Below are 13,284 nucleotides of genomic sequence, written 5' to 3'. Positions count from 1 at the left end.
CGAGACCCGGATACCCGAGTGGATCGAACCGTCCAAAAAACCTTAACGGAATGGTTACCAAGCTTGGCGCCGGTTTCATTCCGTCGGCATTCTGCATGATGCCCCAAGGCTTAAACGGAAGCGAACGATCTCGGCCGCTCCTGTGGATAGACTGGTCGAGTCGGGCCCGATCGCCCGGTTCGGTTAAGGCGAGGAGACCCGTGACCCCTCTGATTGACCATGCCTACCTCTCCGAACAGACATTCGGCGACGTCGACCTCGCCCGCGAATTGCTCGGGCTCTTCGCCGGCCAGTGCCGCCGGCTGATGCCCGGAATCGCCGACGCGGATCTCGATCCGGACCGGCGGGCCGACCTCGCCCATACGCTCAAGGGCTCGGCCCTCGGCATCGGCTCCGCGCCGGTCGCCGACCTCGCCGCGTCCATCGAGGATCGCCTGCGCGAGGGGAGGGAGGTTCCGGTGGAGACGGTCGCCCGCCTCGACGAGGCGGTGACGGCCACCCTGGCGGAAATCGACGCACTTGGCTGATCTTGCCACGCTTGAAGGGAACGGGACGGCATCTGCGACGTAAGCGCAGGAATGTGGGGCGATAGGTCCGGTGACGCTTGCATTCGATGGGCCGCGCCTTCAAGGCAGTCGCGCTGCACAACCGGCCACAGACGTGTTGTCCGAGCCTGGAGTCTTTGATGCCCAAGATCACCTACGTCGACCATGCTGGTACGGCCAGGACCGTGGAAGCCGACGTAGGATCGACCGTCATGGAAGCGGCGATCCGCAACAATGTGCCGGGCATCGATGCCGAATGCGGCGGCGCCTGCGCCTGCGCCACCTGTCACGTCTATGTCGATGCCGATTGGGTCGATGCGGTCGGGCCGGCCGAACCGATGGAGCAGGACATGCTCGATTTCGCTTCCGACGTGCGTGCGACGTCCCGCCTGTGCTGCCAGATTCGGATCAAGCCCGAACTCGACGGGCTGAAGGTCATCACGCCGGCTCGCCAAGGCTGAGCGGACGACGACCGAGGCTTTCGCTGAAGCGCAGCAGATACTCGTCGGGATCCTGAACCAGGAATTGCCTGACGCCGACTTCCGTCTCACCGACCCGGTACCAGGCCTCGTGGGCTGGCCGGAACAGAGGCCAGGGCACGGCGTCCAGGGCCGTCAGGATCGGATCGAGAGCGTCCACCGCGATCTGGAAGTTGATCCCGCGACCGAGCGGAGGTTCCAGGGGGCCCGTCTGCCAGTTCCCGTTGACGAGGTTGAGCATCACCTGTGCTCCACCCCGCTCGATATAGGCGAAGCCGTTCTCCGGCCGGGCATAGGCCACCGCGAACCCGAGCGCCCCGCACCAGAAGGCGAGCGAGGCGGGAAGGTCGCGGATGTCGAGTTCCGGAACGAGCGGGCTGAACCCGCCCTGGGGCATCCGGTCGTCCGTCATCTCACCAGGGACCGCATGGCGCCGTCGATCCCTTCGAGGTTCAGCGGGAACATCCTGTTCGCCACGATGCCACGGATCATGCCGATCGACTGGGTATAGGCCCAGTGTTCGGTGGGAACCGGGTTGAGCCAGACCGATTTCGGAAATCGTTCCAGCACCCGCTCCAGCCAGACCTGGCCCGTCTCCTCGTTCCAATGCTCCACGGAGCCACCCTGCATGACGATCTCGTAGGGGCTCATGGAGGCGTCGCCGACGAAGACGACGCGGTAATCGGCCGGATAGGTACGCAGGACGTCTAAAAGCGGGATCGCCTCGTCGTGGCGCCGGCGGTTCTCCTTCCACACGCGCTCGTAGGGGCAATTGTGGAAGTAGAAATGCTCCACATGCTTGAATTCGGCGCGGGCGGCGGAGAACAGTTCCTCCGCCAGGGCGATGTGCCAGTCCATCGAGCCGCCGACATCGAGGAAGAGCAGCAGCTTCACGGCATTGCGCCGCTCCGGCCGGTGGCGAACATCGAGATAGCCCTTGTTGGCGGTCTCGCGGATGGTGCCGTCGAGATCGAACTCCTCGGCCGCGCCGGTGCGGGCGAAGCGCCGCAGGCGGCGCAGGGCGACCCGCATGTTACGCGTTCCGAGCTCGACGCTGTCGTCGAGATCTCTGAATTCGCGCTTGTCCCACACCTTCACCGCGCGAAAATTCCGGTTGCCGTCCTGGCCGATGCGGATGCCTTCGGGGTTGTAGCCATAGGCGCCGAACGGTGAGGTTCCCCCGGTGCCGATCCACTTGTTGCCGCCCTGATGGCGTTCCTTCTGCTCGGCGAGCCGCTGTTTCAGCGTCTCGAACAGCTTGTCCCATCCGAGCGCCTTGAGCTCCGCCTTCTCGGCATCGGTGAGGTACTTCTCCGCCAGCTTGCGGAGCCATTCCTCGGGGATCGCCGTCGATTCCGTGGCCTCGCCCAGGGTCTCGATGCCCTTGAACACGGTGCCGAAGACCCGGTCGAACCGGTCGAGATGGCGCTCGTCCTTCACCAGGGCCGCGCGGGCGAGAAGATAGAATTCTTCCACGCTCTTGTCCGCGAGGTCGCGGTCCAGGGCGTCGAGCAGCATGAGATGCTCCCGCAACGTGACGGGAACCTTGGCATCGCGCAGGGCCGTGAAGAAATGCAGCAGCATGGGCGGAGAACGCGCGATCCCGGCGCTCGGGTCAAGGCCACATCCGCATCGGTGGGAGCGCGTCCCGGTGCCACGGTTCGTGGGCCAATGTCGTGAGCCGGATAACGGAAATAATCTTGAATTCAGTAGGATATGCGGCGCGCTTTCGTCGTTCGGCGCCGACGAAGCTGGGTATAAGTCGGGAATTCTGTTGATATCGCCGCAAACTGTGTTCGTTGCACCTTCAACACTGTCATTGGAATCAAACAGCTGAGAGGCAGAGTGAACGTCAAGTCAGGGCCGGGGTATTTGGCAGAGTAAGGGTGGACGTTATGGCGCTCGTCTTGCGCTCCTTGAGTGATTTCAAGCGGTTTCTGGCGAAACCGGGCGCGACGATTCAGATCGTAAGGAACACCTTCATCGAGCGCCAGCCAGCCTCGTTCCAAGAAGCCTATCGCCAGAAGGGCATGTACGAACCGCGCACTGTCCAGGCGATCTCGAAGAAGGCGGCGGTCTTCGCCATCAAGGGCCATCCCTCGACGGTCTGGCTCTATTGGGACAAGGGTACGCGCAACTGGCGCTATTCCGGCGATACCCTGGCGGTCCCGCTCAATACCGGCGTCGGCCCGCCCGACGAAATCATCTATCGCTGTAGCTTCTCACCGGGATCGGAGCCGAAGGCTCGCGCTCCCGCTCGTCCCCGCGCCAAATCCAGCGATCCGGCGCCGGCGGCGCCGACGGATCAGCCGAAGCCGACCATGCCCGAGCGCGGACAGGGCCGCTTGTTCTGATCCCTTGCCGTACCGCTCGTCCCAAGCACGATTCCTGATCGACTAGCCCGCATCGCCCAGTCAGCACCATGTCTTCGACCAACGTCGATAGCTGAGGCTACCTCGCTTGCAGGCCATCGCAAGAGCATTCGTTGGTCGATCCGCCGGATTTAAGACGCGCGTTAGAATTATCCACTACTCCGACGTCATTGGTACGGCGGTTCGTATGGAACGATACGCTCCGCCAGATCGATCAGGCGCTCTTTGCGGGTTGCTCTTCTTTCGACGGTGCTTCCCGAGCTTCCATCACCTTTCCTGCCTCGAGGTTCTTGCCCACGGTGCGCCGCGCGCGGAACGCCGGCCTGACCTCGGTCTCCTTGCGCTTGAGCATGGCGCGGTACTCGTCGCGCCGCTCGTGGATCGAGGCGATGACGAGGCCCATGGGGACGCCCACATCCACCAGTACGGCTTCCGAAAGCTGCAGGGACGCTTCGATGGTCTCGGGCACGGCGTCGTCGACGCCCAGTTCGTAGAGCGCCGTTGCGTGGCGGGCGTCGCGGGCGCGGGCGACGATGGTGATGTCGCGGCGCTCCGCGCGCGCCGCTTCCACCACAGCCTCCACGGCCCTCGGGTTGTCGAGGGTGACGACGAGGGCGCGGGCATTGGCGATGTCGCAGCGCCGCAGCAGTTCCGGGTTGGAGGAATCGCCGAAATAGACCGGGTTGCCGAGGCGGCGGTGCTCGGAGACACGTGCCGCGTCCGCATCGAGGGCGAGATACGGGATCTTGTGGCGGGCCAGCATCTCGCCGACCTGCCGTCCGACGCGGCCGTAGCCGGCGATGATGACGCGGTTCTGCTGCTTGTCCGGCACCGGCTCGGCGCGGGCGCGGCCGAGATTGGAGCGGGACATCCGCTTGCCGAGACGGCGCGCGAGGCTCGCCAGCCCTGGAATCGCGATCATCGTCACCGTCGTGACGATCAGCGCCGCCTGGCCGAGGCCATCCGGTACGAGCCCGCCCGCGATGGCGCCGCCGATGAGGACGAAGGCGAATTCGCCGCCGGGGCCGAGGAGGAGCGCCGCTTCGAGCGCGACGCCGCGCTGGATGCGGAGGAACCGGGCCGCCACGAGGATCACCGCGCCCTTGATCAGGATCAGCCCGATGGACAGGCCGAGGATGGTTTTCGGCGCCGCCATCAGCTGGGCCGGGTCGAGGTTCATGCCCACGGAGACGAAGAAAACCCCGAGCAGCAGCCCCTTGAACGGATCGATCGTCGCCTCGATCGCCCGGCGATACTCCGTCTCCGCCAGGAGCAGGCCGGCGACGAAGGCGCCGAGCGTCATCGAGAGGCCGCTCGCCGCCGCCGTCAGGGCGGTCGCCACGATGACGAGGAGGCAGGCGGCCATGAACAGTTCCGGCGAGCGGGTCCGGGCCACGAGCTGGAACAGGGGCCGTAGCGCGAGGCGGCCGGCGACCACGATGAGGACGAGGGCGATGGCCGCCTGTCCGAGCGCCAGGGCCAGCGCGCCGCCGACATCCGCCCCGTCGCTGCGGCCGAGCACAGCGATGGCGAACAGCATCGGCGCCACGGCGAGATCCTGAAACAACAGCACGGCGAAGCTGGCGCGGCCCGCGGGCGTGTTCAGGCGCTTCTGTTCGGCCAGGACCGGCAGGACCACGGCGGTGGAGGACAGGGCGAGCGCCAGGCCGACGATGACGGAGGCGGCCAACGGCACTTCGAGGGCGAACAGGATGATGCCGATGACGAGGGAGGAGGCCAGCACCTGGGCCGATCCGAGCCCGAAGACGAGGCGGCGCAGGGTGCGGAGCCGCTCCCATGACAGCTCGACGCCGATCATGAACATCAGGAAGATCACGCCGAATTCGGCCAGATGCGCGATCTCGGACCGGTTGCCGATGGTGAAGATCGAGACCCATGGCACCGTGTCGGCCAGTCGCCCCAGGCCGAACGGCCCGAGGATCGCGCCCGCTCCGATGAAGCCCAGCACCGGACTGATGCGCAGCCGGTGGAACAGCGGCACCACCACGCCCGCGGTGACGAGAAAGATGATCGCTTCCTTGTAGGATCCGGCGTGAACGTCCGTCATCGAGCTGGGCAATCTCCCGAGAGTGGTGCGCGCGACGCTGGCCGAGACGGGGCAGCCGAAGTTCTGCACAGGGAACTCCGGCCGCGGGAATCCATCGGGTCGCCGGCAGCGAGGAGAGCATGCAAGCCCATGTACCGCCTGGGCAACCTGCTTTTTGCCGGCCCATGCGGATTTCATCCCTCGCCGTACTCAGCCATGCATGCGGGACGCGCTGGCGCGGAAGGGGTTTTGCGCTGCGATACGGAATGGCGCAAAAACGGCACAATGGCCGCATAGGGCGGAACTTAACGATCGGTTAAGCCCCAGCTTACCTCACGGTTTGTTGCGTCGTTCGTCGCGTTTCTTGAAGACACGAGTGCCTCATGCGAAAGTCGCCGCCCAACCGGGATGTTCAGCGCGAACGACGTGACTGGATCCGTGAGTCCGAGCGCTGGACGCACGAGCGCCATCTCGAGAAGGGCTACCGGATCAAGTGGGGCTATGTCGGGATCGCGTATCTCGTCGAGTTCATGGTCATCGGCGCGTCTCTCTGGGGCGCCTGGCTGTTCGCCGGGGTCTACAGCGACGGGGACGACAAGGCCTTCTACTTCATGCTCCTCGCGCCGCTGGTCTACGCGGCGGTGGAACTCTGCCGCGTGCCGCTGGGCATCCTGGCCCGCACGCAGCGCTCCTACTTCATCCGGGCGCTGGCCATCGTCGGCATCATCTTCGCCGCAGGCGTCACCACCAAGTCGGTGTCGCAGCTCGGCGAGATGATGTTCCACCCGCGCCTCATGGATGCGGCCAAGGCCAAGACCGCCCTCAAGGACGCGCAGGCCGACCGCTCGACCATCGACAACCGCATCGCCGCCGCCGATGCTCGTGTGGCCCAGTACACGACGGAACTCGACCAGATCGAGAAGCGCGCCGCCGAGAATGCGAGCCAGCTTTCGGCCTTGCCCGCCCAGCGCTGTGAGCGCGTCTCTGGCACCAACAGCAAGGGCCAGCGCTATTCCAACCTGAAATGCGTCACCGATCCGCGCACCGCCACCCTCAATGCCAGTGTCGGCAAGGCCGGCGCCGACCGGGCGGTGGTGACGAAGTCCCTCGAAGAGGCCCGCAGGGCGCGGGCCGAACTCGACCGCGGCGTTGCCGAACGCAAGGTCGCCGATGCCGAGCAGGCCTATCGCAATTCGGTGAACCGCTCGCAACTCCACTCCTTCACCGCCATGGTCTATGGCGTCGATCCGATCGACGTGACGGACGCGCAGGTCCACGCCTTCCTGCGCATCTTCGTGTTCGTGCCGGCCCTCTGCGCCGCCTTCGCCTCGACGATCCTGGCGCTCTGCGCGGTCTCGGTGCGCAAGACCTTCATGGACGAGGACGATCTCGGCGCGGCCGTGAACCTCGAGGCGACGCCCTACATGCTCGACTCGATCACCGATTCCATTCGCCAGGAGATGGGCCTGGCGCCGCCAAAGCCCGTGCGCGACGTGACGCCAACGGGTGAAGTGATCCCGCTGGACCGCCGCACCCCACCTAATATCCACATCCCGCCGGCGGCTAATGCGGGAGCCGGCGCATGAGCATCCATGCATCGGGGACGCCGGAAAACGTCGTCCTGGCCCAGAGCGTCAACGGCCGGCTCCGGGCCGAGACGAGGATCACCGCCGCGCGCGCCTTCCTGTTCCGGGCCATTGGGGCGGGTGCTTTCGCGGCGCTCGCCGGCATCGGCATCGGCGCGGCGTCCTATGGCTACGCCTACATGAACCAGTTCGACTCGGCGGCCGAGAAGATCGCCGCCGCCATGCAGGCCGCGCTGTCCGACGTGACGCTGAAGACCAAGGGCGAGGTGACCCTCACCGACAACGTCCTAAAACTGGAAGGCGGCCCCGTCCGCTCCTCCCCGTCGCCGACCCAGGCCCAGCTCGGCAAGGACGCCGCCCCCGCCTCCAAGGCCACGGTGAACACCACCTTCACGGTGTTCAAGCAGGTCCCCTACATGGACGGGCAGATCGTCACCGGCTGGAACTTCCGCGCCAACGAGGAAGTGCCGTTCCAGCAATATTGCTACTTCTCCCGCCGGACCAACGAGGCCAAGGGCCAGGTCGAGATGAAGATCGATCTCGCCATGGACGGCAAGGTTCTGCCGCAGCCGCAGAAATCCGACGTGAACCTCGCGATCCTGGCCTCGAACTGCGTGTGGAGCGACGGGAAGTCGCTCTGAGGGCTCTACGCTTCAGCCGAATTTCGGTAGTGGGAGGGCACCCGTCGCCATCCCGCTTCGGGGAAGCGCGCATCGGCTGCTCCGCAGAGGCTGAAGCTTCCCAATGGATGAAGCCGCAACAGAAAGCCGACGCCTCATGCGCTTTACCGGTACCGCCGATTACGTCGCCACCTCGGACCTCACCACCGCGGTCAACGCGGCCATCGTGCTGGAGCGGCCGCTTCTGGTGAAGGGCGAGCCCGGCACCGGCAAGACCGTGCTCGCGGAGGAAATCGCCAAGGGGCTCGGCGCGCCGCTCCTCACCTGGAACGTCAAATCCACCACCAAGGCGCAGCAGGGCCTCTACGAATACGACGCGGTCTCGCGCCTGCGCGACAGCCAGCTCGGCGATCCGCGCGTGTCGGAGATCGGCAACTACATCCGGCGCGGCAAGCTGTGGGAGGCGTTCACGCATCCCGAGCGTCCGGTTCTCCTCATCGACGAGATCGACAAGGCCGATATCGAGTTCCCGAACGACCTGCTGACCGAACTCGACCGGATGGAGTTCCATGTCTACGAGACCGGCGAGACGATCCGCGCCGAGCGCCGCCCCATCGTCATCATCACCTCGAACAACGAGAAGGAACTGCCGGACGCGTTCCTGCGCCGCTGCTTCTTCCACTACATCAAGTTTCCCGACGCCGAGACGCTGAAGGCCATCGTCGAGGTGCACTTCCCCGGCATCAAGCATCGCCTCGTGGAGGAGGCCCTGCGGGTCTTCCTCGAGACGCGGGAGGTGCCGGGTCTGAAGAAGAAGCCCTCCACCTCGGAATTGCTGGATTGGCTCAAGCTCCTCGTGTCGGAGGATGTCTCGCCAGAGACCCTGCGCGAGCGCGATGGCCGCAAGCTGATCCCGCCGCTCCACGGCGCGCTCCTGAAGAACGAGCAGGATGTCGACCTCTTCGAGAAGCTGGCCTTCATGATGCGTCGCGAGGGAAGAGGGGGCTGAAACGGGCGGGTATCGAGCCGCGCCGTCATCCGGAGCGCCGGAGGCGAGCCCGGGATCCAGAGCCGTGACGATGCCAGGAATGGGCCGGACCTGCGTTTCTGGATCCTGGGCTCCGCAACGCGGCCCCAGGATGACGCGGGGACATGAAACAGGGCGTCGCCATCGAGGCCGGGCCTTGGGATGAGCGAAGGCAGGCCCGGATAGGGCCGACATGTCATCGGAGGATTGTCCATGAAACTGAAGAAACTCGGCCGGACCGGCCTCGACGTGTCGCCGCTCTGCCTCGGCTGCATGACCTATGGCATTCCCGAGCGCGGCCCCCATCCCTGGACCCTACGCGAGGAGGAGAGCCGCCCGCTCATCCGGCAGGCGATCGAACTCGGCATCAACTTCTTCGACACGGCGAATTACTATTCCGACGGGACCAGCGAGGAGATCGTCGGGCGCGCCCTCAAGGACTTCGCCGACCGCGACAGCGTCGTGCTCGCGACGAAGTGCTATTATCCGCTGAAGGACCAGCCCAATGCTGGCGGCCTCTCCCGCAAGGCGATCTTCGCCTCCATCGATGCCAGCCTGAAGCGGCTCGGCACCGACCATGTCGATCTCTTCCAGATCCATCGCTGGGATTACGGCACGCCCATCGAGGTGACGATGGAGGCCCTCCACGACGTGGTGAAGGCCGGCAAGGCCCGCTATATCGGCGCGTCCTCGATGTACGCTTGGCAATTCGCCAAGGCGCTGTTCACCGCCGATCTCCATGGCTGGACCCGGTTCTCGACGATGCAGGACCATTACAACCTCCTCCACCGCGAGGAGGAGCGCGAGATGCTGCCGCTCTGCGCGGACCAGGGCATCGGTGTGCTGCCCTGGAGCCCGCTGGCGCGCGGGCGCCTGACCCGCGACTGGGACGAGGGCAGCGCGCGCCAGGATTCCGACGAGGTCGGCAAGCGGCTCTATGCCTCCGCAGAGGAGGCGGACCGCGCCATCGTCGGCAAGGTAGCGGAGATCGCGCAAGCGCGGGGCGTGTCGCGGGCGCAGGTGGCTTTGGCCTGGGTGATCCAGAAACCGATCGTCACCGCGCCGATCATCGGGGCGTCGAAACCCACCCACCTGACCGATGCCGTGGCGGCGCTCGACCTCGCGCTCGATGCCGACGAAATCTCCGCCCTCGAATCGCTCTACACGCCGCACCCCGTCGTCGGCTTCCAGTAAGGTCCATCCTCCATGCGCCGCCTGATGCTCCTGCGCCACGCCAAGTCCGACCGTTCGCCGGGCGTGCGCGATATCGACCGTCCGCTGAACCCACGCGGATTCAAGGCGGCGCCGCAGATGGGGGCCTATCTCGCGGCGCAGGATCTGATCCCCCAGAAGGTCGTCGTCTCTCCGTCCTTGCGGACGCGACAGACTTGGGAGGGCATGTCCGCCGCCCTCGGCAATCCCGAAACAGAGATCGTCGACGCGATCTACGAAGCGCCGGAAAGTGCGCTGCTCAAGGTCATCCGGTCGACGCCCGCCGAGATCCGGACCCTGCTCATGATCGGGCACAATCCCGGGCTGCAGGATCTCTCCCTCGATCTCGTGGGCGACGGCCCCCGCGAGGCGAGGGCGCGGCTCTCGGTGGAATTTCCGACCGCGGCGCTCGCCATCATCGATATCGAGGGCGATGCCTGGACCGAGTTCCGCCCCGGCGCGGGCCGGCTCGAACGGTTCGTGACGCCCAAGGGCCTCGACCGCGATGACGCCGCCTGAGCCTATGTGGCGAGATTGAACGGATCACCGGCTGGGCCGTTGCTCAGTGCCATGGCCCGCCACCGCTGATCCCGTGTTCGTCACCACGCTTCTTGTCCTGACATCCCTGATGCCGCGCATGGGTATCGGCCTCGACGCCGTGAAGTCCGGCGTCGCGCGCGCGGAATCTGCCGTGGCGATGGTAGCCCCTCCCTCCGAGGCCCCGAGTTTTCTCGCCAGCGAGAGGGCGGTGTCGAACTGGCGGGCGGAAGCGGGGACGGCCCTGCGTCCCGCTTCGCTGGCCCTGGTCGCCCGCTACGCGCCGGTCCCGCCCGCTTTCGTGGCGCGCTGCGTCAAGCTCAACAATTACTGGTGCATCAAGAGCGCCCGCTGGCGGGGCGAGATCGGCAGCGATGCGGAGGGCCATACCGGGTTCGCCAAAGCCGGCGACGGCGCCGACGCGGCGGCCCTCCTGCTCCGGCGCTATTATCGCGAGTTCGGCCGCCGCAACGCCCTGTCCATCGTCCGCCGATGGGCGCCGGCGGAATGCGCTGTTTCGAGCGCCGGGGTTTCGGGCGGAAAGGTCTCCACCGGTCTCGCACCGCTCGGTCTCGGCAAGACCCTGCGCGCCCGCTACCTCGCCCGCCATGCACGGGGAGGAATGCGCAAGCCCCGCATGGTCGCGCGGGGCGGGCCGCTGCGGGTCCAGCCCTGGTCGCCGCTGGCGAGGATGGCGGGCGCGCAAAAGCCGAGGCCCGTCCGTGTCGCGGGGGCTGCCGAGACGATCGGCCGTCCGGCGATCACCCCGATCATCGCGAGTCCGTCCGAGACCGGGGCGACATCGCCGTCCGCCCGGCTGGCGGACCGGTTCGCGGCGGAATCCGCGGTTTTGCCCGCCCTCGCGGCTGGACTACCGGGTCTACGGCTGCAGGATCTGGCGGCACCTGCGCCCCTCTGCGGGAACGACGAGGTCCGTATCCGCAATTACGCCACCCGGATCGCCGCCAGCGTCGGCCTCAAGATCGAGGACGATCTGGCGTTGTTCGATGCGGATGGTCGGCCCTCGCCCCGTCTCGCCCCGGTGATGCTCGCCATGTCGGCGGTGGAACTCGGCGTGCTGCGGGCGGGGCCGGATCTGGTCGAGGCCGCCATCGGACGGCTCGTTGCAGCCCAGGTCGATCCCGGCGCGGTGGACCGATGACGCGTCCGGTTCTTGCGTTCGCTTGACGCGCGCGCCACCTCACCCCTGCATTCGCCACCCATCCTCCCCCTCCGGCCAAACGAGACCCTCGCTTCATGATCAGCTTCGCCTCGCGCGCGGGCTCCGCGATCCAGGCCTTCGCCGAGGCATCGAGCGATCTCCTGATCCAGCCGACCCTGAGGCTCGGCGTCACCGGTCTCGCGCGGTCGGGCAAGACAGTGTTCACCACCGCGCTGATCCATCATCTGGTGGAAACCCATGCGCTGCCGGCCTTCGCCCCGGCGCATGAGGGACGGCTGCGCCGGGCCCGCCTCGTGCCGCAACCCGACGACGACATTCCGCGCTTCCCCTACGAGGATCATTTCGCGGCCCTGACGGAGCAGCGCCTGTGGCCGCGCTCCACCGACCGGATCAGCCAGTTCCGCCTCGCTATCGAATACGAGCGCAAGGGTGGCTGGCGCTCCGGGCCGGGCACGCTGATGCTCGACGTGGTGGATTATCCCGGCGAATGGCTTCTCGACCTCGCGCTGATCGACCAGAGCTACGCGGAATGGTCCGCCGCCACCATCGCGGGCACCCGGCGCACCGGGCGCGCCGCCATCGCGGCGCCCTGGCTGGCGGTGCTGAAGGATCTCGACCCGTCCGGCCCCCTCGACGAGGTCGTGGCCGAGCGGGCGAGCATCGCCTTCACCGCCTATCTCACCGCTTTGCGCGCCGGGCCGGAATCGGTGGCGACCACGCCGCCGGGCCGCTTCCTCATGCCCGGTGACTTGGCCGGATCGCCGGCTCTCACCTTCGCGCCCCTCGACGCGCTGCCGGAGACCATCGTCCCGAACAGCCTCGCGGGGCTCATGGAACGGCGGTTCGAGGCCTACAAGGCCAAGGTCGTGGAGCCGTTCTTCCGCAACCACTTCCAGCGGGTGGACCGGCAAATCGTCCTCGTGGACGTGCTCGCCGCCGTCGATGCCGGGCCGGCCGCCCTCGCCGAGTTGGAAGAGGCGCTCGACACCGTGCTCCTCAGCTTCCGGATCGGCCGCAACACCATCCTGTCGCGCCTGTTCGCGCCGAGGGCGGATCGCATCATGTTCGCGGCCACCAAGGCAGATCACCTGCACCAGACCAGCCATGACCGCCTGGAGGCATTGCTGCGGCTCCTCGTCTCCCGCGCCATGCGCCGGACCGAGGCGGCCGGTGCCCGCGTCGGCACCGTCGCCCTCGCCTCCGTACGGGCCACGCGGGAGACCACCGTCCACGATGACGGCATGACCCTGCGTGCAGTCTCGGGAACACCCGAGGCGGGAGAACACGTGGGCGACGAGATTTTCGACGGGCGGAGCGAGGCGGCGGTGTTCCCCGGTGAGTTGCCCTCGCGACCCGAATCCGTTCTCGACGGCGCGGTCCCGCCCGGATCGCTCCGCTTTCCCCGCTTCCGCCCCCCGCTGATCCGGCCCGACGCCCATGGCCGCCCCGGCCACCTGCCGCAGATCCGCCTCGACCGGGCGATGCAGTTCCTCATCGGCGACAAGCTGACGTGAGCGCCGCCGCCCATCCACCCACCTCATCCCGAGGTGCCGCGCGAGCGGCCTAGAAGGAGGGTTCCAGGCTTCGCTGCGCGAACTGGAGTGCTCCTTCGAGGCCTCCGCTCCGCTCCGGCACCTCAGGATGAGGTGGGTGGATGGGGGAAGGCTGGTCTCGCA

The 13,284-nt window shown here is 66.9% G+C and carries 13 protein-coding genes; 10 read left to right on the top strand and 3 right to left on the bottom strand.

Translation table 11 applies throughout. The features are described from left to right. Positions 1 to 200 precede the first annotated feature (200 nt). Both ACYQR9_RS23650 and ACYQR9_RS23645 read left to right on the top strand, forming a co-directional pair. Positions 201 to 527 (top strand): Hpt domain-containing protein, encoded by a 327-nt coding sequence (locus ACYQR9_RS23650; RefSeq protein WP_461228230.1) that lies wholly within the window; start codon positions 201 to 203, stop codon positions 525 to 527. Positions 528 to 685: 158 nt separating this feature from the next. Further along, positions 686 to 1,006, top strand: a complete 321-nt coding sequence (locus ACYQR9_RS23645) for a 2Fe-2S iron-sulfur cluster-binding protein (protein ID WP_056426135.1) — start codon at positions 686 to 688, stop codon at positions 1,004 to 1,006. On the opposite strand, the gene ACYQR9_RS23640 is transcribed toward ACYQR9_RS23645, so the two are convergent. Both ACYQR9_RS23640 and ACYQR9_RS23635 read right to left on the bottom strand, forming a co-directional pair. Continuing rightward, positions 984 to 1,436 (bottom strand): bleomycin resistance protein, encoded by a 453-nt coding sequence (locus tag ACYQR9_RS23640; RefSeq protein ID WP_207411676.1) that lies wholly within the window; start codon positions 1,434 to 1,436, stop codon positions 984 to 986. The two genes, ACYQR9_RS23645 and ACYQR9_RS23640, sit on opposite strands and share 23 nt — an antisense overlap. Beyond that, positions 1,433 to 2,608, bottom strand: a complete 1,176-nt coding sequence (locus ACYQR9_RS23635) for a vWA domain-containing protein (protein WP_207411677.1) — start codon at positions 2,606 to 2,608, stop codon at positions 1,433 to 1,435. Before ACYQR9_RS23635 ends, ACYQR9_RS23640 begins: the two co-directional genes overlap by 4 nt. A gap of 311 nt (positions 2,609 to 2,919) precedes the next feature. Here ACYQR9_RS23635 and ACYQR9_RS23630 point away from each other — a divergent pair, with 311 nt between their 5' ends. Further along, positions 2,920 to 3,378 (top strand): hypothetical protein, encoded by a 459-nt coding sequence (locus ACYQR9_RS23630; protein ID WP_207411678.1) that lies wholly within the window; start codon positions 2,920 to 2,922, stop codon positions 3,376 to 3,378. 232 nt (positions 3,379 to 3,610) lie between these two features. On the opposite strand, the gene ACYQR9_RS23625 is transcribed toward ACYQR9_RS23630, so the two are convergent. Then, on the bottom strand, positions 3,611 to 5,464 hold the full coding sequence (locus tag ACYQR9_RS23625) for a cation:proton antiporter domain-containing protein (protein WP_311276313.1): 1,854 nt from the start codon (positions 5,462 to 5,464) through the stop codon (positions 3,611 to 3,613). Positions 5,465 to 5,826: 362 nt separating this feature from the next. On the opposite strand from ACYQR9_RS23625, the gene ACYQR9_RS23620 reads away from it, so the two are divergent. From ACYQR9_RS23620 to ACYQR9_RS23590, 7 genes are all read left to right on the top strand, one after another. Next, entirely contained in the window at positions 5,827 to 7,029 is a 1,203-nt protein-coding gene (locus ACYQR9_RS23620; RefSeq protein WP_461228229.1) for an ATPase, read from the top strand. Beyond that, complete coding sequence (locus tag ACYQR9_RS23615; protein ID WP_056149950.1) at positions 7,026 to 7,670, top strand: hypothetical protein; 645 nt, start codon at positions 7,026 to 7,028, stop codon at positions 7,668 to 7,670. The genes ACYQR9_RS23620 and ACYQR9_RS23615 overlap by 4 nt, the downstream gene beginning before the upstream one ends. Positions 7,671 to 7,806: 136 nt before the next feature. Then, the gene (locus ACYQR9_RS23610; RefSeq protein WP_461228228.1) at positions 7,807 to 8,658 is read left to right on the top strand and encodes an AAA family ATPase; all 852 of its coding nucleotides are present in this window, start codon (positions 7,807 to 7,809) and stop codon (positions 8,656 to 8,658) included. Between the two features lie 231 nt (positions 8,659 to 8,889). Further along, positions 8,890 to 9,870 carry an aldo/keto reductase gene (locus ACYQR9_RS23605; RefSeq protein ID WP_461228227.1) on the top strand — a complete coding sequence of 327 codons (981 nt, stop codon included), beginning with the start codon at positions 8,890 to 8,892 and terminating at the stop codon, positions 9,868 to 9,870. 12 nt (positions 9,871 to 9,882) lie between these two features. Continuing rightward, on the top strand, positions 9,883 to 10,407 hold the full coding sequence (locus tag ACYQR9_RS23600) for a SixA phosphatase family protein (RefSeq protein WP_461228226.1): 525 nt from the start codon (positions 9,883 to 9,885) through the stop codon (positions 10,405 to 10,407). Positions 10,408 to 10,480: 73 nt separating this feature from the next. Beyond that, complete coding sequence (locus ACYQR9_RS23595) at positions 10,481 to 11,587, top strand: hypothetical protein (protein ID WP_461228225.1); 1,107 nt, start codon at positions 10,481 to 10,483, stop codon at positions 11,585 to 11,587. A gap of 95 nt (positions 11,588 to 11,682) precedes the next feature. After that, a complete protein-coding gene (locus ACYQR9_RS23590; RefSeq protein ID WP_461228224.1) occupies positions 11,683 to 13,122 on the top strand; it encodes a YcjX family GTP-binding protein in 1,440 nt (479 codons plus the stop codon). Positions 13,123 to 13,284 lie beyond the last annotated feature (162 nt).

The organism is Methylobacterium sp. CM6241, from assembly GCF_054817845.1.
Note: the sequence above shows the minus strand (reverse complement) of the source record. Positions and strands in the feature narration are given on the sequence as shown.